Below are 21,712 nucleotides of genomic sequence, written 5' to 3' on the forward strand. Positions count from 1 at the left end.
GGCCCGGCATTTACTGATTTTGGTTTCGTTAAAATCATATTTTTTTACCCCATGTTATTCCGTTACTTCTTAGGTAACGGATAACACACATATAGGATACACATAGCAGTGAAAAAAGGAAAAAAATCGATTATGAGGGAATATAAAAGCGGGTACCTAACATTCAATATAAGACTTTTTTGAATTTAGGTAATAAAAATCCCTTGAGCATGAAGACGTTATCTTTCATGTTCAGATAGATTCATGTTGCATATTTGAGAGAAAAAGGAAAAAAAGAAGTTTTTTGCTTGTTTGCTATTAATATTTTTACCTATCTTTGTAGCGAATATATTTCCGTTACCTAAGAAGTAACACCAGCATTAAGTCCCTAATCCATAATGCTTTAATAATATTAATCAGAACATTTTAAAACTACATACGTAAGAATAATTCAATTTATTAACCTTTGTTCTTTCTTCCAATTCGAAACCCTTTAAATATATCTGTGTTGTTTTAATAGATTTGTGCCCTAATGATTCGCTAATCATCTCGATAGGAACACCTCTGTACTTGGCAGTCGTAGCCCAAGAATGACGAAGCGTGTAAGACGTGACGGATGAAGATATCCTTAATTTTCTGGACAGGCTTTTCAAATCATTATTGAAACGTCTCAAGGCTGACTGATATTCACGATAAGCTTCCTCTTCATCTCTCTTATACGCTCCGCTTAATATCCGAAAAAGATAATCAGGATAATCGGGACTCCGCGCATCGGTTTTATTATATAATCCTCCGATTGCATTGTGCGCTGACTCCAACACTTCTATACTCATAGGAGTACCAGTCTTGAGACGGTTGTACTTTAAAAGACCTTGTTTCAAATTGGACTTTTCCAAATGGGCCAAATCAGAAAAAGGCATTCCACAAAACTGAAATAACAGATTGGCAATAGCCTGTGTCCGGCGAAGCTTTTCCGATTGAGGATCTTTGTTTAGTAATATGTGAAGTTCACCGATCGGGATGGCTTTCTTCTGACGTGTGTCCACCCCGGTAAATACATCCCGAAACAAGCCATGTACATAAGGAGCCTGATGCGCATCGACTCCGCGATTGTAGATACTACGAAGCATACGCATATACGTAGAAATCGTATTAGGCTTCAAACGGGAAGCCAACAGATAGTTGCTATACCTCTTTAGAGTTTCGCGGTTTATCCTACTGAACGTAATGGATTGGGTCCCACAAAACTGCGAAAAAGAACGAATAGCGTGTTTATACACGTGGGCCGTAGAATAACGACCCTCTTGTCGCAAACAATCGATGTAATTGTTTGCACAAATAGTAAATCGATTTTTTTCCATAAATTATAACTTATCTCATAAGTGTTATTAAAAAACGTGCGGAATATAGTAAGATTATAGATAAAATGAATCACATTTTTAAATTTAGTCACTGTTTTAGATGGAAAATCGAATAATTTCTAAAAAAAATAAGTGAAGCCATGCAGTATTTTCAATAAGCGTGCATTTAACTTATAAAAGAGGGGAAAAAGGGAAATCAAACCATATATCATTAAAACCTACAACCTGAGCTTAACAAGTGAAGTGGGGAAAAATAAAAAAAGAGAGAGAGTTTTTTATACAACGTCCCCCAAAACGAGGAATCCCTGCCAATTTTCGAGTTGGCAGGGATTCATTTTTACTTATGTTGTTTTTCGAAAAGGCAATCTCTTACTTGCAGTATTTGGTAATCAGCTCATCTACATTTGGATCACCCAGTTCTTTCGCTTTCTTAAAGTTGCCGCAAGCTTCATCCGTCTTCTTCAACTGTATCTGGCAAAGCCCCAGTAAGCGGTAAGCTTCGGCATATTTAGGATCAGCCTTCAATATATTATTCAAAATCTGAATAGCTTCTTCATAACGTCCTACACGCAGGTTGACCACTGCATGTTCCGCCTGATAGGTCAGGTCTGTCGGATTCATTTCGATTGCTTTAACTATATCATCCAAGGCGCGTTGGAATTGGCGTGCTTTCAAAGCGGCCTGTTCGCGATAGTAATAGAATACGTCGTTCACTTCTCCTTTGACTGCTGTATGATAAGCATCATAATCGAGCATTGCATTCCGTGGCTGGCCAGCATTCATATTCATCTGTGCACGTTCCAACAAATATGGAGCAAAATCTGCTGTGATCGGTTGCGGGCAACGGGCAATACAGCTATCCATTAAAGCTACGACTTCTTTCGGGTCACCTTTCGCCAGTTCCTTCGTCTTGGCAGCACTAAAGAAAGTGGCCGGAGAAGTAATGTTGCTGGCATTTACCTTTTCATAAGCTGCCAAAGCACCGGCATAATCTTGCTGGGCAAACAGTATATCGCCTTCCATTTGAATATAAATAGGCAGCGGATCAATGCCAATTGCCTGACGAACATTCTGCAAAGCAGTGTCATACGTCCAGTCTTTATACGTTTTTTCCGGCTTCGACAACTGATAAGCATATATCAGCTTACCTATATTATAATATACATCATCTTTTTTCTGGGCTACTTTCAAAGCTTGATTAAAGTCGGCAACTGCTTTATCATACCAAGCCTGATCGTCTTTGCCTTTAGCTGCATAATAATTGGCACGACGAAGATAACCATCCGCATTGGCAGGAAACTGACGGATGAAATCATCCAACAGCTTTTCGTAATCGTCACCCGACAGGCTCGAAGATGCCATAAACAAGTACACTAATGCTTGGTCTTCCGTCTCGGGCAGACCTTTCCGGATACCAATCTTTTTCAAAGCAGCGTCTCCCAAAGAAAGAGCACTGATTTTCTGTGCCATGGCAAAAGCTGCTCCTGCCGCATAACAAGTGGTCACCGTATCGATGCCGGATGATTTCTGCGCAATACCAAACACCTGACCTTCGGCATTCATCACCGGACAGCTCACCATCTTATCTTTCATCTGCATACCCAATGTATAGTAATGATATTCTCCGGCTACTTTGGAAACTTCTTTCACTTTACCAGTAACGCAAGCAATACTTTTCTGTGTAGAATAAGGAAGCATCCACGCATCGGCTCCCACTGCCGGAGCTGTTTTAGCCACAATGAGCGCAGGCACTTTCTTCTCGGTGATAGCCACACGGAACTTAATGACATCATACATATCATTCGCTCCAAGTATCAAGCTAACCGGCATCTGCTTGCCTTCGGAAGTGATTACCACCGCACGTTCGGCTCCTTTAAAAAGAGTATAATCTGATAAAGCCAATCCATCTTCGGATACAAAAAATCCGTTTCCGGTATTCAGCATTTTATCATTCTTGTCATAAGTCACCACAGAGAAGACTGCCCGTTTTGCCTTCTCTACCCATTTGGGAGTTTGCGCCATGCTTCCCTGTATCAGGAAGAAAAGCAGCAAAGGTAGAATTAAAATCTTCTTCATATCAATCATTATTTCTTTGTTTCACAGCTTCGTAAACCAGGATACCGGCAGCCACGGAAACATTCAGAGATTCGATGGTGCCCAGCATCGGGATTTTCACCCATTCGTCGCAGAGCGCAAGGTTTTCATAAGAAACTCCCGTATCCTCCGCTCCCATAATGATGCACAGCGGTCCTGTATAATCGGCTTTTGTATAGTCGTAATCTCCCTTCTCGGTAGCAGCTACAATACGGAAACCACTGTCTTTCAGATATTGCAGCGTTGAACGGAGGTTCTGCTCACGACACACAGGCAGCGTGTGCAGCGCTCCTGCCGATGTTTTCACGGCATCAGCATTGACAGACGCACTCCCGCGGACAGGAATAATCACTGCATCGACAGCTGCACATTCGCAGGTACGGGCAATGGCTCCGAAATTACGTACATCGGTCACTCCGTCGAGCATAACAAAAAACGGATTCTTCCCTTGTTCGAACAAGAAAGGAACAAGATCTTCCGTTTTCTGATAAGTCACAGAAGAAATGAAAGCAATCACTCCCTGATGATTTTTCCGGGTAATGCGGTTAATACGTTCTACCGGAACACGCTGAACCGGTATCATCAGCCCTTTCAAAGCAGCAAACAGTTCTTTGGAAAGATCACTCTGAATGTCTTTCTTTACCAGAATTTTATCAATCTCTTTACCTGCCTGAATGGCTTCTATCACGGCACGAACACCGAAAATCATTTCACTTTTATCCAACATCTATTTGATTTACTATTTTACTATTTACAATTTACTACTTATCAGTTACCGCTTAACAATTCACTACCTCAACTACTTTGAATGAATCAATTTAGCCATTAATCACTTAGCATCAAGCAGGGATTTGGCATTGCTAAGGGCGGCCTCGGTCAGAGTGGCGCCACTAAGCATGTGAGCTATTTCCTCTACTCGTTCTTCATCGGTGAGACGGCGGATATGACTGTTTGTTTCCGTATCGCTGTCTTTCTTATATACTTTATAATGTGCACGTCCGCGGGCAGCAATCTGCGGCAAGTGGGTGATGCTGATTACCTGACGGTTCCGGTCGCCCATTTCCTGCATCATGTCCGCCATGCGGTCGGCTATCTCACCGGAGACGCCGGTATCTATTTCATCAAATACGATAGTCGGCAGTTTCACGGCTCCGGCAATCAATGCTTTGATAGAAAGCATGACACGGGCAATTTCACCTCCCGAAGCTACGGAAGAGATATTTTGCAAGGTACCGTTCTTATTGGCAGAAAACAGGAAGTTGACTGTATCTTCTCCCTGCAATCCCGGCTCTTTCTTCAGTCCCATTTCGATCTGGAAACGAACATTCGGCATCCCCAACGGAATCAAGCGGGCAGCCAATTGCTTTTCCACTTCACGCGCAGCTTTCGTACGGGCTTTGGTGAGCAGTTCTGCTTGTTGTTTCACTTGCTTATATTGTTCCTCTTTACGAACGGTCAGCTCGGCAATACGCTCATCGTATGAAGTGATGTCGGACAATTTGCTACGATATTCATCCGTTAACGCTATCAACTCGTCAAGAGTCTGCGCCCGATGTTTCTGTTGCAGGGAATAAATCAGATTCAGCCGTTCGTTCACTTCTTCCAGGCGGACCGGATTAAATTCAACGGAATCACTTTGCGAAGAGACTTCGTGCGAAATATCTTTCAATTCGATATAGGCGCTCTCCATACGTTCGGTAAGTTCCTTAGCGGGCTGATAGACTCTTTGCAGGCTATTCAGCGTATTTAGACTATCTTTCAGGTAAGAAAGCAATCCGCCTTCATCCGAGACAAATGACTGTTCTACCCGGTAAAGTCCGGCTTTAATCTCCTCCGCATGACTTAATGTTTCGGCTTCCTGCTCCAGTTCCTCCTGCTCGCCTTCCACAAGATGGGCTTCTTCGAGCTGTTCAAGTTGGAAACGGATATAATCTTCATCAGAACGGCTTTTCTCTGCCAGTGACATTAATTCAGCCAGTTCGCGTTCTGTCTGCTTCCATTCGCCATAACGTAGATGGTATTTCTCCAATGCTGCATCATTATGTGCCAGAATATCAAGCACGTTCAACTGGAATCCTTCTTTATTAAGTAACAGATTCTGATGTTGAGAATGTACATCTATCAATTGTTCGCCCAGCTCTTTCATTTGTGCCAGTGAAGCGGGAGTATCATTGATGAATGCTCTGCTTTTACCGGAAGCCTGTACCTCACGACGCAAAATACACTCTTCATCATATTCCAATTCGTTTTCTTCAAAAAACGGACGCATACCGTAGGCAGCAATATCGAACCGTGCCTCTATAATACATTTGGAAGCTCCGCGACGAATCGCTTTCACATCGGCACGCTGCCCCAGCAGGAGCCCGATCGCTCCCAGAATAATTGATTTCCCGGCTCCCGTTTCACCTGTTATAACGGAAAAGCCTGTTTCAAAACTGATATCCAGTTTTTCTATCAATGCGTAATTCTGAATGTATAGTGAACGTAACAAATTAATTAAAAATTAAAATTTGAAAATTAAAAATTGGGAGACAGGGTGGCTACCAGACGATCAATGATGTCTTGAGCTACTTCTGTTTTCGACTTCAGAGGATAGTCTGTACGACCTTTCCTGTCGATTATACTTATCTTATTGGTATCATGGCGGAAACCGGCTCCTGCATCATTCAACGAGTTGAGCACAATAAAATCGAAGTTCTTGCGTTCGAGCTTTCCTTCGGCATTCTGCTGCTCATTATTGGTTTCGAGCGCAAAGCCAACCAGACATTGTTGTTTTCTTTTTATGGCTCCTAAAGAGGCAGCAATATCTTGTGTTGCCCGAAGATGCAGGGTCAGTTCTTCTTCTTTTTCCCGCTTAATCTTCTTATCGGCTACCGTTGCCGGACGATAGTCGGCTACTGCCGCACAAAGAATACCTGCATCAGCATCCGAGAAATGAGCCTGCGCTGCTTTGTACATTTCTTCAGCAGATTCGACATCGACACGAATTATGCCAGAATGTTGCGTTTTGAGTTGCACAGGACCTGTAATCAAGGTCACTTGTGCTCCGCGACGGGCACATTCTTCTGCCAACGCGAATCCCATCTTTCCGGACGAATAATTACCGATGAAACGCACCGGATCAATCTTTTCGTAAGTCGGTCCGGCGGTAATCATCACTTTCTTTCCGGACAGTTCGTCACTCGAAGCAAAGAATTCATCCAATACCCGGATGATATTCTCCGGCTCTTCCATTCGCCCCTTCCCTACCAGATGGCTGGCTAGTTCTCCTGTCCCCGGCTCGATAATATGATTACCATAGGAACGCAGAATATCCAGATTTTTCTGGGTGGCAGGATGAGCAAACATATCGAGGTCCATTGCCGGAGCAACAAACACGGGAGCTTTTGCCGAAAGATAAGTGGTTATCAGCATATTGTCGGCTATTCCGTTGGCCATTTTACCGATGGTAGAGGCAGTGGCCGGCGCAATCAATACGGCATCCGCCCATAAACCGAGATCAACGTGGCTGTTCCACGTTCCGTCACGTTGGGCAAAAAACTCACTGATGACCGGTTTGCTGGTCAAAGCCGAAAGAGTGATCGGAGTAATAAATTCTTTTCCCGCCGGAGTAATTACGACCTGCACTTCCGCTCCTTGTTTTATCAGTCCGCGAATGATATAGCACGCCTTATACGCGGCAATACTGCCGGTAATTCCAAGAATTATTTTCTTTCCTTTTAGCATTATTTTGTAATCAAATTACTCATTTCACGCAAGCGGATTTTTGTCAATGCCGCCTTGGTGTTCAGCGTGAAATCACTATTCAAAATCCAACTGTAATATCCGGGATCTTTCTTCAAAACCTCGGCAACAGACATTCCCTTATATTTTCCGAAGTTGAACACTTCTACTCCGTTATCATCGTACACCATGCGTCCGGCAAAATCGACATTCTTGCTGAAACTTGAATAATCTGCCAGAAACGCAATATCATTCTGAAGATCTGAGTAACGGTCGAGCTGCGCTTTCAACACTTCGTAAGTAGCCCGCGTATCTGCCTCGGCAGTGTGTGCATCTTCCAAATTCTTGTCGCAATAGAACTTGTAGGCAGCAGACAGGGTGCGTTGTTCCATTTTGTGGAAGATGACCTGTACGTCTACAAATTTACGTTTTGTCATATCAATATCCACTCCGGCACGAAGAAATTCTTCGGCAAGAACAGGAATATCAAAACGATTGGAATTAAATCCTGCCAAATCGCAACCTTCAATGTCTCGGGCTATGTTTTTCGCTACTTCTTTAAAAGTAGGACAATCTGCTACGTCGGCATCATAAATACCATGTATAGCAGAGGATGCTTCCGGAATATGCATTTCGGGATTGATACGTAATGTCTTTGCTTCTTCATTTCCATTCGGATATACTTTCAGATAGCAGATTTCAACAATTCGGTCTGTGTTGATATTGGTTCCGGTTGTTTCTAAATCAAAAAAAACAATGGGATTTTTCAGGTTTAATTTCATTTCTGTTTATTTTATTGAGTCACCACAGATTAACACAGATTCACACAGATTTTACTTCTTCTAAAGAAAAAACATCTGTGTGAATCTGTGTTAATCTGTGGTGAAACGTATTAATCATTTAGCATCATCGGCATCAGCAGCATCAGCAAGTCTTCGTTTTCTTCCTGCTCTACCGGGATGATTACTCCGGCACGTGAAGGATCTGCAAGTTCGATGACTACTTCATCTGCCGAAATATTGTTCAGTATGTCGATGAGGAACGTCGATTTAAAACCGATGCTCATTGCAGCACCTGCATACTGGCAAACTTGTGTTTCTTCGGCAGAAGTAGAGAAATCAATATCTTGTGCGGAAATCACAATCTGGTTTTCCTGCATACGAAGTTTAATCAAACTGCTGGCTTGTGACGAGAAGATAGACACACGGCGCAAAGCTCCTACCAACTGTTGGCGGTCTACGGTCACTTTGTGCGGGTTGTTTTGTGGAATTACCGAGTTGTAGTTCGGGTAACGTCCTTCAATCAGGCGGCAAACCATCCGGTAGCTTTCAAGCATGAATACAGCATTGCGTTCGTCAAATTCGATGGTCACTGCGCCTTGTTCTTTCGGCAAAAGATTCTTTAGCAATGTAGCCGGTTTCTTCGGAAGGATGAAGGCTGCACGCTCGTTGCCTTTGGCTGCCAACGTTTTACAACGCACCAGTTTATGACCGTCCGAAGCAACCATTGTAATATCTTCTGTTGTAATATCGAAATAAATACCGTTCATCACCGGACGAAGTTCATCATCGGCAGTAGCAAACACCGAACGGTTGATACCTCCCAGAAGTACGCTTGCTTCCATTTCTACACGGACAGCATTATCCCCCAGTGTAGCCGATTGCGGGAATTCATCCGCATTCTGCCCCATCAGGCTGTATTTTCCGTTCTGGTACTGCACCGTTATTTCATAATTATCCGGATTGATATCGAATGTGAGTGGTTGTTCCGGAATTTCTTTCAGTGCGTCAAGCAATGTTTTCGCTACTACGGCAAAACGCCCGTTCGTATCGCTTTCATTCACTTCTACGGTAGTCACCATCGTTGTTTCACTGTCGGATACAGTCACAGACAAAGTTCCGTCTTCTAGTTCGAAGAGGAAACAATCGAGAATTGGCAGCGCATTTTTTGAATTAATAACACGGCTGATGGCCTGTAAATGGCTGGAAAGAGCAGTACTTGAAACGATAAATTTCATATATTTTCGTGTATTTAAGTTTTAAATGTTCTATCGCACAAAGTTACGAAAAAAGATTTGGGCTGCCCAATAAAAACAAAAGAAAAAAACAGGTATTGTGCGAGGGATATTACTAAAAAATTGTAACTTCGCCGCAGAATTTAAAATTATCGCAATGGAATTTACAGGAAAAATCATCGCTATCCTCCCCCCGAGAGGCGGAGTTTCAAAAACTAGCGGCAACGAGTGGAAATCACAAGAGTACGTTATCGAAAACCACGACCAATATCCGCGCAAAATGTGCTTCGACGTATTTGGCGCAGACAAAATCGAGCAGTTCAACATTCAAATGGGCGAAGAATTGACTGTATCATTCGACGTTGACGCCCGTCAGTGGAATGATCGCTGGTTCAATAGTATCCGCGCATGGAAAGTAGAGCGTGTTAGCGCAGGTGCTCCAATGGCTTCCGGTTCTCCCGTTCCTCCTCCAGCTCCATCGGCTATGCCGGAATTTACTCCGGGCGATGCCAAAGACGATCTGCCATTCTAAACCGAAAGTCATTCGTTCGATGAATAAGCATAAAAAACTCCCGATAGGATTAAACTCCATCGGGAGTTTTTTTTATGTCCTTTTCCTCCCGAAAAAAAACAAATCTTTTTCTTCTTCTTTTTCATCTTCAAAAGAAGAAGTTTTTTTATTTATTTCTTTGTTTATAATGGGGGATGAATTTTTCTGTATATTTTACGTATTTTCTGTGAATTTTTCTGTATATTTTACAGATTTAAATGTTAAAATCACCCATAATAAGCTGACCATAGGACTATTATAAGCACACATATAAAAACGGCAAAAATGCAAAAAGAAAAAAAACAAAAAGGCGTTTCTCCAAAAGCAGAACGCACACAAAAAAGTATGGGTCAATGGAGCAAAAAAAACGATAAATAGCATCTTGAAAATGTATGGAGGAAGCAGGCAAAGTTTATGGATAATCCAGCCAAAAGCTATGGAGGTTTTCAGAAAAATGATCGCAGACAAACGATGATTTTTTATTCTGATTTATATTTCAAAACAATATTAGGATATACCATTCCGTCTGCACAGGCAAACTGAACAAAGAGGGTGAAATGACGGAAGAAGTCGGCGTTGCGCAGAAAGAAATCCGGTACAAAACGAACGTGATTTTCTGATTGTTGGAATATGTGGTCGAAATCCGCCATCAGCATAAAATGGTAGGAATCGGACAAATGATCCATGCCTGTCTGATAGGCCATCGCTCCATTGAGCACCTCACCTTTATCCAGTTGGCGAATATAATGCGCGAGAGCATCCGCATCAGGAGCGAGCAACAAGCGCCCGCCATAGAAGGCTGCATATACATCCAAGGTTGGTTCCGCAAAACTGGTTAGTTGTTCAAACAATGTTGTTTGAGGCAACCGATAGATAGGATACGCTTTATTTACAGTATAACAAAAAGTTATACGCGGATTCCTTCTTCCTTCGTCTGCCGGAGCTGCATTAACAAGGGCACGAAGCATTCGTTCGGCTTCCGTTACATCTGCCACCGACAGGCTCAAGACTGCTGCTGCATCCTGCAAAGTATCTTCACGCTGAAAGAGACAGACAACCAAATCCTGCCCGGCATTTTCCATCAGATAGCGTGAAAACTCTTTATCCCTATTTTGCACTTCACTCGTGCGGGCAGGCACGCTCTGTCCCTGGGCATTTCCATAAGAAAGTAGAGACACCCAGTCCGTAATCCCTTGCCTGCTAAAATAAAAAGCAGTAGACGGCAACACCTCTCCCGGAAATCCCTTGACGGATTGTTGCTGGCGAAGCTGGTTTATAAACGCAAAGCAAGTGTCTGCATCGTGAGTGATGCCGGAGAAATAGATGAAATCATCTTTCATTTTCATGTCAAATTCCGTCCACCCCATCATCCCTTGCATACGGGTATAGATGGTAGCGGCCGCCGCACTTTTTTTCGGAGCACGTATTCCTGTAAAGGTAGAATCATCAGCCAATGATTTTCCACTTTTATACGCATCAATAACGTTTTCAATCAGTTTTTTCTGAAAGCTCAATGCCATAAAATCGGATGTCAGATAGCAGGCTAGAAAATCACCGTCCGCCATGGGATAAATAATTATCTCTTCTCCTTTGTAAATAAATGTTTTCGGCGGATAAAGTGAGGATATATATTTGCGTACAAATCTGTTTACCAACTCCTTATCCCCATTTCCCAATCTACAATAGAGCACTTGATTACGTTCGTTATCCGGCTCGTGGAAACTAATCAACATTTGATTCATTTGCCGGCTTAAACCGTGGGGAGTATCTTCTGAAAGGGCGTAAAGACTCTGTTTCAGATAAGAAAAGAGTTTGGATACATAAAGATATTGCTGATTTTTACTGCAAGTCAGCTCATCGACTTCTGCTACAAATTCGAGCACGTCATCAGTAACGAATACTGCTGAAGTTGTGGATGGCACCAGTTCATAAAGATTAAAGTCTTTCTGCCCTTCAGCTGCTGACAGTCTAAAAAAAGAGTACAATGCGAAACCTGAGCACAAAAGTACAACAGAAGATGTGATCGCTATTTTCACTATCGTACGAAGTTTCATAATATTCGCTGTTTATCGGCTAGGTGCAAAAATAATAATTTCTACAAAGAAAACAAAACTTTTGCTAAAAATTTCACCGATAATCAAACATAGATATCCAATCCGTCGAACGCCAGGTGAATATTTTCCGGAAGGTTCTTTTCAACCTCCGCATGCAAGCCCATATCATGACTCATGTGTATAAAGTATGTCTTCTTTGCCTGAATACGCCGGGCCACCGCCAATGCTTCTTCCAAATTTTGGTGAGTAGGATGCGAGGCGATCCGAAGCGCATTCATTACCAAAACATCTATTCCTGCCAATTGTTCATAGGATTCTTCGGGCATGGTCAACATATCAGTGATATACCCCAACTGCCCGATACGATACCCCAGAATCGGCAGTCGGCCATGCATCACACGCAGAGGAAGCACTTCTGTGTGGTTTACAGCAAAGGATTGCCCCACCGAAATTTCCTGTAAAGGAATATCGGGAACACCCGGATAACGATGGTCGACAAAACAATAGGGCATACGCAAACGCAATCCCTGCGCTACATAATCTTCCGCATAAATAGGCACGGAACCGAACCGGCAAAACGGACGTAAATCGTCCAGTCCGCCTACATGGTCATAATGTTCGTGCGTAATGAGCACACCATCTATCCTCTCAAAAGGGAGATGCAATACCTGTGTCCGGAAATCGGGACCACAATCTATCAGAATCCGCGCGTCATCTGTCTCCACAATAGCAGATGCACGCAATCGATTATCTTTCGGATCGGAAGAAGTACAAACCGGACATGTACAGCCGATTTGAGGTACTCCCGTCGATGTTCCACTTCCTATAATTCTTACTTTCACTTGTTAATTCTCAATTTATAAAGTTGACTTCCGGATGGATATCAATACCGAACTTCTCACGAACAGAAGCTCGGACCGCATCTGAAAGTGCAATAATATCACTACCTTTTGCTCCGCCACGATTCACCAGCACCAGTGCTTGTTTATCATGCACGGCAGCCGGTCCCAAGGCTTTTCCTTTCCAACCACATTGGTCAATCATCCATCCTGCCGGAATTTTTACGCGGCCGTCGGCCAGCTCATAGTAGGGTATGCGGGGATATTCCTGTTGCAAGGCTTCCAGTTTTTCTTTCGGCACAATGGGGTTCATAAAGAAACTGCCGGCATTACCCATCACTTTCGGATCGGGCAGCTTGCTCTCGCGAATAGCAATAATCACTTTCCGGACAACAGAAAGTGTCAACGACGGATATTTTTCAAGCTCCTGACGAATGGTGCCATAATCTAATGTATAATGCTCTTCTTTACTCAATCGGAAACGAACATAAGTGACAAAGGTCGCTTTGTTTTCCGGACGTTTAAAGATACTATTGCGATAGGTATATCCACATTCCTCTACTGAATAAACGCGTTCTTCAGCTTGAATGTTCACCGTTTCCACAGCCGTTATCAGATCTTTTACCTCAACGCCATAGGCTCCGATATTCTGTACTGCACTTGCCCCCACCTCACCGGGAATCAGCGACAGGTTCTCTGCTCCATACCATCCATGCTCTACACAATAGGCTACAAAGTCATCCCATACCACCCCTGCTCCCACTCGCACTGATACAGAGTGGTCATCTTCTTCCGTCACTTCGATTCCTTCAATGCGGGAATGCAATATCAACCCGTCGTAATCTTTGGTAAACAACAGGTTACTGCCACCACCAATATGCAAAAAAGGTGTCGTAACGGCACCTTGCACAATCAGCTTCTTCAGTTCTTCAACCGAAGTGTACTCTAAAAAACGAGCGGCACTGACATCAATGCCGAATGTATTGTAGGGTAAAAGAGAATACATATATTTTTAATTATAAGTTATATCATTATTCGTTATAAGCCGGCAAACACAGTTATATCATTAACAGCAAGGCTATTTCTTGTAGCGTATTACTACCTGCATCAAATGCTTGTATCTTCAAACTTATACAATTCCCATTCGCCGGCTTTGCGACGGAAATAGAGGATATTGGAAAAACCATTACCGATACCTTTCAACGCCAGAATTTTCGTTGGCGAATCATCGTCATTCCGCTGCCCGTAATTGATATTAGAAAGACGATCGGCAGGAAGTCCCGGTTTAAAAGCGAACCACTGATTAAGATCGAGGGTGGTCTCCAGAATAGAGAAATCATCGTCCGGATCGGTGGTTACAAAAGCCAGAGGCTCACACACACGCTTACTCTGAAAAAGACTATCTGCGGCAAAATGTCCGAAAAACTCCACGAAATTTTCATTATCATTTTGCTTAATAGGGCGCAGATTAATTGCCTCCAGCATCCATGCACCTTTGATACGCTCAAAATAGTATTTCTTTACCATTCGTGTTTTCACAAACACCCATTCTACCTGTACGGAAGTGAGGGAGGTATCTCCCACTAAATCCATATCTTCTTCTCTATCAAATAGAAGCGTATAATAATGCTGTTTGGTAAACAAGTCATCATGCTTCCAGTTATACTCCTCGATATTCGTTTTTTTATCTCCATTGTAGTAAGGCAACGGAAATTTCACACGCTGACGCTGCAACACGTCATCGGAAGCAAAATTGTAGATAAAATCATCGAAAGATTCATCTGCCTGTATAGGTTGCGGATCTTCCGGCGATTCATCACAGTGAATAGAATCGGCTACCTGCCGGATAGAATCCACTTCTTTTGTGATAGATGCGAAGGGGTCAATGTTTGTTTTCTTGTTTCCACAAGCACCCAGTATACCGAGCAACATGACCCCTACAATTAGTTTTTTCATTATTTTAGTTTCTCTCTTAACTTTTCAAGCATATCTACCGTCATGCTTTCCAAATCGTAGGCCGGCTTCCAGCCCCACTCTTCACGAGCGCAGGTGTCATCCAGACTATCGGGCCAGCTATCGGCAATGCGCTGTTTCAAAGGATCTATATCATAGATCATCTCAAACTGCGGCACATGCTTCCTGATAGCCTGATAAATCGTCTCCGGGTCGAAACTCATCGAGGCGATATTGAAAGCATTTCGGTGTATCAATTTTGTCGGATCAGCTTCCATCAACGTAATTGCTGCGTTCAGCGCATCCGGCATGTACATCATATCCATCAAAGTGCCTTGCTTAATGGGGCACACAAATTTTTCTCCTTTCACTGCCGAGTAATAAATATCGACAGCATAATCGGTCGTACCTCCTCCCGGAGGGGTCACATTCGAAATAATGCCCGGAAAACGGACAGCACGGGTATCAACACCATATTTATTAAAATAATAATCACTTAGCAACTCGGTCGTTACCTTGGTGACTCCATACATGGTGCGCGGACGCTGAATTGTATCCTGCGGTGTTTTCGTATGAGGCGTACTAGCGCCAAACGAACCGATAGAACTCGGAGTAAACACTGCACATCCTTGTTCGCGTGCCACTTCCAATACATTCCATAATCCATCGATGCCTATTTTCCAGGCCAGCTTGGGTTTCGACTCGGCAACTACGGACAGCAGAGCAGCCAAATTATAAATTGTATCGATGTGATACTCTTTTACCACAGATGCAATCGCCTCTCCATCCGTCACATCAGCAATTGCCGACGGTCCGGACTCCTTTAATTCCCCTTTAGGCTCTGCACCCGGAATATAACCTGCTACTACATTTGCATTTCCGTAACGTTTACGTAGCTCCATCGTTAGCTCCGACCCTATCTGTCCGGTAGCTCCAATAATCAAAATGTGTTCCATTTTTTCTTCTGACTTAGAATATCAAGCTTAAATAGTGCGCAAAGTAAGCACTTTTTTTTCAGATTTTAATCAAAAAGACATTGTTATTCCAAGAAAAATTGTGTCCTTTGCAATATAACTTAATCACCCAAACACTATGTACGGTAAAATGCAAGAATATCTCTGCCAAACATTGGCTGAAATCAAGGAAGCCGGACTTTATAAAGAAGAACGACTGATTGAAAGTGCGCAGCAAGCTGCCATCACTGTAAAAGGTAAGGAAGTGCTAAACTTCTGTGCAAATAATTACTTAGGATTATCCAATCACCCGCGATTGATTAAGGCTTCGCAGGAAATGATGAATAACCGTGGCTACGGAATGTCGTCCGTCCGCTTCATTTGTGGAACGCAAGATATACACAAAGAACTGGAAGCTGCCATCTCGGAATATTTCCAGACGGAAGACACGATCTTGTACGCCGCTTGCTTCGATGCTAACGGCGGTGTATTCGAACCGCTTTTCTCTGAAGAGGATGCCATCATCTCGGATTCTCTGAACCATGCTTCTATCATTGACGGAGTACGTCTTTGCAAGGCAAAGCGCTACCGTTATGCCAACGCTGACATGAAGGACTTGGAAAGATGTCTGCAAGAAGCGCAGGCACAACGTTTCCGTATTGTTGTGACGGACGGTGTGTTCTCTATGGACGGCAATGTAGCTCCGATGGATCAGATTTGCGATCTTGCCGAGAAATACGATGCACTGGTAATGGTGGACGAGTCACACTCTGCCGGTGTGGTAGGTGCCACAGGGCATGGAGTAAGCGAGTTGTATAAGACTCATGGACGGGTAGATATTTATACCGGAACATTAGGTAAGGCTTTTGGCGGTGCACTGGGAGGTTTCACCACCGGTCGTAAAGAGATTATCGATTTGCTTCGTCAACGTAGCCGCCCGTATCTGTTCTCGAATTCTTTGGCTCCGGGCATCATTGGTGCCAGCCTTGAAGTTTTCAAGATGCTGAAAGAGAGCAATACATTACATGATAAACTTGTTGAGAATGTAAACTACTTCCGCGATAAGATGACGGCTGCCGGATTTGATATCAAACCGACACAAAGCGCTATCTGTGCCGTTATGTTGTATGACGCGAAGTTGTCCCAGATTTACGCTGCACGTATGCAGGAAGAGGGTATCTATGTGACAGGTTTCTATTATCCGGTAGTGCCGAAAGATCAGGCACGCATCCGTGTGCAAATCTCTGCAGGGCACGAGAAAGCACATCTTGACAAGTGCATCGCTGCCTTTATCAAGGTAGGCAAAGAACTTAATGTGCTGAAAGCGGAATAACTCCGGGGCAAGGTTTACTTGCAGCATCCATTTTTAGGCACGGATTACACAGATTACGCTGCTGCTTTATGCAAGCATATTTCTAAAACCGTGAAATCCGTGTAACCCGTGCCAAAAAATTCTCTTTTATAAAATGAATTTTGAACCGCTACTTGACTATAAAAAAAAGATTATGGAAGAATTGACTCTCACTACTCCTGCCCTACTTTTCTCGGCAGTTTCATTGATATTGCTGGCTTATACCAACCGTTTCTTATCGTATGCCCAACTTGTGCGCCAACTGCGTGACCGCTACATGGAAAACCCTTCGGATATCACTGAAGCACAAATCGAGAATCTACGGAAACGATTGAACCTGACCCGTAGGATGCAAGGACTAGGTATTGCAAGCCTTTTTTTCTGTGTAGTCAGCATGTTCCTTATTTATATCGGGCTTCAATTATTCTCTGCTTATGTATTCGGATTGGCATTGATTCTGCTGATAGCTTCTTTAGGCGTATCTTTCCGCGAAATACAGATTTCCACCCGTTCACTGGAGATTTACCTGGGAACGATGGAGAAAGGAAAAAACAAGAAATAAGATTGTTCGTATTCCCGTTAAAGTCTATCATTATCAAGATACCACCCGGCAAGGAAGAATAACCGTAAAGCGGCTTCCCTTGCCTACTTCAGATTTGAGTTCGATCTTTCCACCCAGCTTCTCTATAATCACCTGACAAATAGAAAGTCCCAATCCTGCTCCCTGCGAGAATTCGTTTTGTTTGTAGAAACGGCTGAAAATCATCCGTTGTTCTTCTCGTGGAATCCCTCTTCCGGTATCTTCGACATAAATCTGCACATTGCCTTCATCCGGCAGATAACTATATCCTAATTTGATATATCCGGTTTCCGTAAACTTGCAGGCGTTATTCAGAAAGTTTGTCAGAACTTGTATCAAGCGCTCCCTGTCCACATTGATTTCCAGAGGTGTATCATCCACTTCTTTCAGGAATTCCAAATGTGGAGCAATCAGAACCTGATGTGTCATATAGATATCGTCAATCAACTCTCTCACCTTGCATCTCTTGAATGAGAAAGACATATATCCTGATTCGATACGGGAAAGTTCCAAGATATCATTAATCAGTTTGAGTAATAACTCGCTGTTCTTGTTAATAGTACTGATATACTCTTCGCGTTCTACGGAACTCAATCCATCTTCCAATGCCAGTATATTGGCAAAGCCAACGATTGAATTAAGCGGAGTACGTATCTCATGGCTCATATTTGCGAGGAATGATTGTTTCAATTCCGCCTTTTCAGCCAATAAGCGTGCTGCTTCCAATTCTTCTTCACGATCTTTTATATCCTGTATATTAAGCAACAAACCTGCAGTTTTATATTCGCCTCCGGGTAGCTGTTTGGTGGTATAACGGAATTCCCACCACTGATAGCCTTTGCCGTCGAAGTTACAAAGCTCCTGCACAATCTTTTTATGAGCACTTTTCAGATTTCGCCAGTTGAACTTCACTCCTTCCCAATGGTCGGGATGGATAAAGCTCATGAATTCCTTAAACGAAAGTTGTCTGGGATTTAACCCTTGCGACGCCCAGAATGCATCTTCAAAAACAAAACAACCGTTATCCAATCTCCAGGCATACGTCATTCCACCCTCAATGGCTAATGACAATGTTTCTTTTTCATCAGCCAATGCTATAAGAGCCTGCTTTTTCCTCATCTGTTCCCGAAGGTATAGCCACCAAAGAGAAGCGAAAAGAATAATTAGTATAAGAATGAACGATGCGACTGAAATTCCCCACAACAAAGGGTATTTATCACTAAACGGAATATTGATAATACGATATTTAGCAGGAATACTTTCCTTACTCAAACCTATTTGCGTCATTGTATTCCAATCAACAACATACTCTTTCCGGCTTTCAATAATAGGCATGTCCGCCGGACTCGCACTGTGTAATATACGAACGGCTGCTTTCACCTCTTCTTCCACCTGAATAGGCAACGAAGTGATGTATCCACCCAGCAACTTTTCACCAAACCCGAAGGCTTCATTGATGGCAGTCAGACTGGGACTGCCACAGATGCTTCCAATATTAATGGTAGTATAATCACGTTTCAGCTGAATATAACATTGATCGCGATAGCTTCTGTTCAACACCCACATAAAGGTGGCATCCGAATGATTTCTGGCATTACGCAAAGGAATAGCCATGAAACGAGTATAACCTTCTTCCTGCGTCAAACGTATCTGTTCTTCAGGAGAAAGTTCGGGGTTATCGATGAATCCGGTCATTTTATGACCTTTAAACTGTTCCTTTGCATCTCTTCTGATTTGTTTATCGATATAAGTGGTATCGAGCATGGTAAACAACCGGACATGTTCACCGAAAAGTTCTTTTGCCACACTGACATTTTCATTAAAGGCGATCTTATCATGGAAACCCGTCACATTAGGATGGCGTTTCAGCAATCCCCAATTCGGGTAATTGACACCACCAAAAACCACAGGTACTTCTTTGCCCAACTGCACCCCACATTTCATCAATGAATAGGTAGCCTGGTCTTCATTCACCAGAATCACTTCCGGCCGCCAGTCTTTCGAAACGGAATCAACCAGAAAACGCATTCGTTCCAACTCCGGTTCTTCCCAATAGGACTCACAATCTAAATAAACGGTACGGATATCAGCATCTATTTTCTCTTTCTCAAATTGCTCCGCTATCATCCGGTTAAATTCCGGATAAGCCGCGTAAGTCTCCTCATAAGAGTGGATAACTAAAATACGCCGTTCCTCTTTTTGAGAACAACTGCTCACCCCCAAAAAGAGCAATAAAAATATAGGGAGCAATCTAAAAATTCCTCTGTTCACACCATTCATTTATAATAATCGGGATTAATTTCTCTCTGACTCTTAATACAAAGGTAGTTTATTTCCAGATACGAGCCAAATAAGTGAAAAAAAAGAAGCTACTTGAAGAAATTTCGAGTAGCTTCTTTCTATATAAAGAACTATTTTTTCAGAGTAGCATCATTAACGCTGTCCCAATTGTGAATCTACAAAGAAAATTCCAGTATCACCGGCTTTCTTGATTTTATCAACAATGCCTTGCGCTGTAGCTTCTTCTTCTACCTGTTCACGAACAAATCCCCACAAGAAATCCTGTGTTGCTTTATCCTTTTCAGCAGCTGCTACGTCTACCAGCTTGTCTACCAATTGAGAAACATGACATTCATGTTTGTAAACGTGTTCGAATACTTCAAGAGGTGTACCCCATCCGTTAGGAACAACATCTATTTTATCCACTTTAGCAGTTCCTCCACGTTTGATGATATAATCTGCCATTGCATAAGCATGTCCCATTTCTTCCTGGGATTGTTTTTTCATCCAATGAGCAAAACCACTGAAACCTTCTTTCTCAAAATAGAAAGACATTGCTAAATACAGGTTAGCAGACCACATTTCAGCAGTAATCTGTTCGTTAATTGCATTCTGTAATTTTTCTGAAATCATAATCGTATTTTTTTATTAAGTTGTTAATGTAGTTTCTTTTTGAACTCATTACAAAAATAACACGCTTTCAGTTAAAATTGTTCCATGCACCCTATATTTTTAAACTACATTCACATTTTGATTGTAGCAGTTCATTTTTTACTTACACCAATTCGTCGGAAGTATATCCTTTCGGTAGTTCACGACAGTTGTATCCGGAAGCCATTATTTCACCGTACGCACCGGCAGAACGAAGGGCGATCAAGTCACCACGCTTCACTTTGTTCAAGTCAATCGCTTTTCCGAAAACGTCTGACGATTCACAGATCGGCCCTACTACATCGTATGCTTCCAACGGTTCTTCGGAAGTTATATTTTCCATTTTATGGAATGCCTGATACAAAGCCGGACGGATCAGGTCGGTCATACCTGCATCAAGGATGGCAAATTTCTTCCGTGTTCCTTGTTTTACATAGAGGACTTTGGATATCAAAGAACCACACTGACCTACCACTGCACGTCCCAGTTCAAAATGCAGTGTTTGATAAGGACGCAATTTCAATTGTCCGGCATAGGTAGCAAAGTAATCCTTGAAATTCGGGACAGCCTGACGGTTGGGGTGTCCGTAATCAATACCCAAACCACCACCTACATTGATATGTTCTACCAAAATTCTTCGTGCTTCCAGTTTGTCCTGCAACTCATTGACACGATTGCAGAGGGCTACGAAATCACCCATATCCAGAATCTGCGAGCCAATGTGGAAGTGAAGACCGATAAACTTTACGTTTTTCATCTCTTGTGCTACGTCTATCACCTTGTCCATGTCCTGCATACTGATACCGAATTTGTTTTCTGCCAAACCGGTAGTTATATTGGCATGTGTATGTGCGCCGACATCGGGATTGATACGGAAAGCAACATTAGCAATCTTATTTTGAGCAGCAGCCAATTCATTGATTACTTCCAGTTCGGGGATAGACTCGACATTGAAACAGAAGATGCCATACTCCAGTCCGAGATTGATTTCCCAATCTGCTTTGCCGACTCCTGCGAAAACAACTTTATCGGCAGGGAATCCGGCACGGATAGCGGCACGGATTTCTCCGCCGCTCACACAATCGGCTCCCATTCCGCTCTCACGGATAATGGTAAGTACTTTCGGGTTGGCATTGGCTTTAACAGCGTAATGCACTGAATAATTAGGATATTTGGCAACCTCCTGGTTAATAGCCGACAATGTATCACGCAGCACTTTGGTATCGTAATAATAGAAAGGTGTCTGCAAAGTGCGGAATTTATCGATTGGAAATATTCCCTTCATAATTCGAAAAACTTGTTTAGTTGGTTAAAAAAGAGCGCTTTTATC

At 42.8% G+C, this 21,712-nt stretch carries 18 protein-coding genes; 3 read left to right on the forward strand and 15 right to left on the reverse strand.

What is annotated here, in order from left to right; translation table 11 throughout:
- Positions 1-395 precede the first annotated feature (395 nt).
- The 7 genes from KTR06_RS22460 to dnaN form a co-directional block, all read right to left on the reverse strand.
- Complete coding sequence (locus KTR06_RS22460; protein WP_008025449.1) at positions 396-1,340, reverse strand: site-specific integrase; 945 nt, start codon at positions 1,338-1,340, stop codon at positions 396-398.
- Positions 1,341-1,709: 369 nt separating this feature from the next.
- Positions 1,710-3,416: a serine protease gene (locus KTR06_RS22465; RefSeq protein ID WP_217290823.1), complete on the reverse strand. Its 1,707-nt coding sequence runs from the start codon at positions 3,414-3,416 to the stop codon at positions 1,710-1,712.
- A 1-nt stretch (position 3,417) separates the two neighbouring features.
- Entirely contained in the window at positions 3,418-4,161 is a 744-nt protein-coding gene (gene rlmB, locus KTR06_RS22470) for a 23S rRNA (guanosine(2251)-2'-O)-methyltransferase RlmB (protein WP_004316861.1), read from the reverse strand.
- Between the two features lie 102 nt (positions 4,162-4,263).
- Positions 4,264-5,925: a DNA repair protein RecN gene (gene recN / locus KTR06_RS22475; protein WP_087318230.1), complete on the reverse strand. Its 1,662-nt coding sequence runs from the start codon at positions 5,923-5,925 to the stop codon at positions 4,264-4,266.
- A gap of 26 nt (positions 5,926-5,951) precedes the next feature.
- Positions 5,952-7,160, reverse strand: coding sequence for a bifunctional phosphopantothenoylcysteine decarboxylase/phosphopantothenate--cysteine ligase CoaBC (gene coaBC / locus KTR06_RS22480; protein ID WP_087318231.1), 1,209 nt, complete (start codon positions 7,158-7,160; stop codon positions 5,952-5,954).
- Positions 7,160-7,939, reverse strand: coding sequence for a 3'-5' exonuclease (locus tag KTR06_RS22485; RefSeq protein ID WP_004316864.1), 780 nt, complete (start codon positions 7,937-7,939; stop codon positions 7,160-7,162). The genes coaBC and KTR06_RS22485 overlap by 1 nt, the downstream gene beginning before the upstream one ends.
- Positions 7,940-8,049: 110 nt before the next feature.
- The gene (dnaN, locus tag KTR06_RS22490) at positions 8,050-9,174 is read right to left on the reverse strand and encodes a DNA polymerase III subunit beta (protein ID WP_004316865.1); all 1,125 of its coding nucleotides are present in this window, start codon (positions 9,172-9,174) and stop codon (positions 8,050-8,052) included.
- Between the two features lie 154 nt (positions 9,175-9,328).
- On the opposite strand from dnaN, the gene KTR06_RS22495 reads away from it, so the two are divergent.
- Positions 9,329-9,703, forward strand: a complete 375-nt coding sequence (locus tag KTR06_RS22495) for a DUF3127 domain-containing protein (RefSeq protein WP_087318232.1) — start codon at positions 9,329-9,331, stop codon at positions 9,701-9,703.
- A gap of 497 nt (positions 9,704-10,200) precedes the next feature.
- On the opposite strand, the gene KTR06_RS22505 is transcribed toward KTR06_RS22495, so the two are convergent.
- From KTR06_RS22505 to KTR06_RS22525, 5 genes are all read right to left on the reverse strand, one after another.
- Positions 10,201-11,775 carry a DUF3352 domain-containing protein gene (locus KTR06_RS22505; RefSeq protein ID WP_087318234.1) on the reverse strand — a complete coding sequence of 525 codons (1,575 nt, stop codon included), beginning with the start codon at positions 11,773-11,775 and terminating at the stop codon, positions 10,201-10,203.
- Positions 11,776-11,858: 83 nt separating this feature from the next.
- Positions 11,859-12,617 carry an MBL fold metallo-hydrolase gene (locus KTR06_RS22510; RefSeq protein WP_008025465.1) on the reverse strand — a complete coding sequence of 253 codons (759 nt, stop codon included), beginning with the start codon at positions 12,615-12,617 and terminating at the stop codon, positions 11,859-11,861.
- A gap of 10 nt (positions 12,618-12,627) precedes the next feature.
- Complete coding sequence (gene murB, locus KTR06_RS22515; RefSeq protein WP_217290824.1) at positions 12,628-13,620, reverse strand: UDP-N-acetylmuramate dehydrogenase; 993 nt, start codon at positions 13,618-13,620, stop codon at positions 12,628-12,630.
- Between the two features lie 101 nt (positions 13,621-13,721).
- A complete protein-coding gene (locus KTR06_RS22520; RefSeq protein WP_087318235.1) occupies positions 13,722-14,570 on the reverse strand; it encodes a DUF4348 domain-containing protein in 849 nt (282 codons plus the stop codon).
- A complete protein-coding gene (locus tag KTR06_RS22525; RefSeq protein ID WP_004313654.1) occupies positions 14,570-15,523 on the reverse strand; it encodes an NAD-dependent epimerase/dehydratase family protein in 954 nt (317 codons plus the stop codon). The genes KTR06_RS22520 and KTR06_RS22525 overlap by 1 nt, the downstream gene beginning before the upstream one ends.
- A gap of 136 nt (positions 15,524-15,659) precedes the next feature.
- Between KTR06_RS22525 and kbl the strand changes: the two genes are divergently transcribed.
- On the forward strand, positions 15,660-16,853 hold the full coding sequence (gene kbl / locus KTR06_RS22530) for a glycine C-acetyltransferase (protein WP_217290825.1): 1,194 nt from the start codon (positions 15,660-15,662) through the stop codon (positions 16,851-16,853).
- A 172-nt stretch (positions 16,854-17,025) separates the two neighbouring features.
- Positions 17,026-17,433, forward strand: coding sequence for a DUF2721 domain-containing protein (locus KTR06_RS22535; protein ID WP_004313656.1), 408 nt, complete (start codon positions 17,026-17,028; stop codon positions 17,431-17,433).
- Positions 17,434-17,466: 33 nt separating this feature from the next.
- Here the strand turns inward: KTR06_RS22535 and KTR06_RS22540 are convergent, their stop codons facing one another.
- From KTR06_RS22540 to lysA, 3 genes are all read right to left on the reverse strand, one after another.
- Complete coding sequence (locus tag KTR06_RS22540; protein ID WP_217290826.1) at positions 17,467-19,731, reverse strand: ATP-binding protein; 2,265 nt, start codon at positions 19,729-19,731, stop codon at positions 17,467-17,469.
- Between the two features lie 153 nt (positions 19,732-19,884).
- A complete protein-coding gene (locus KTR06_RS22545) occupies positions 19,885-20,364 on the reverse strand; it encodes a ferritin (protein WP_004304025.1) in 480 nt (159 codons plus the stop codon).
- A gap of 142 nt (positions 20,365-20,506) precedes the next feature.
- A complete protein-coding gene (gene lysA, locus KTR06_RS22550; RefSeq protein ID WP_008643429.1) occupies positions 20,507-21,667 on the reverse strand; it encodes a diaminopimelate decarboxylase in 1,161 nt (386 codons plus the stop codon).
- Positions 21,668-21,712 lie beyond the last annotated feature (45 nt).

This window comes from Bacteroides sp. MSK.20.12 (assembly GCF_019052435.1).
GTDB lineage: Bacteria > Bacteroidota > Bacteroidia > Bacteroidales > Bacteroidaceae > Bacteroides > Bacteroides xylanisolvens.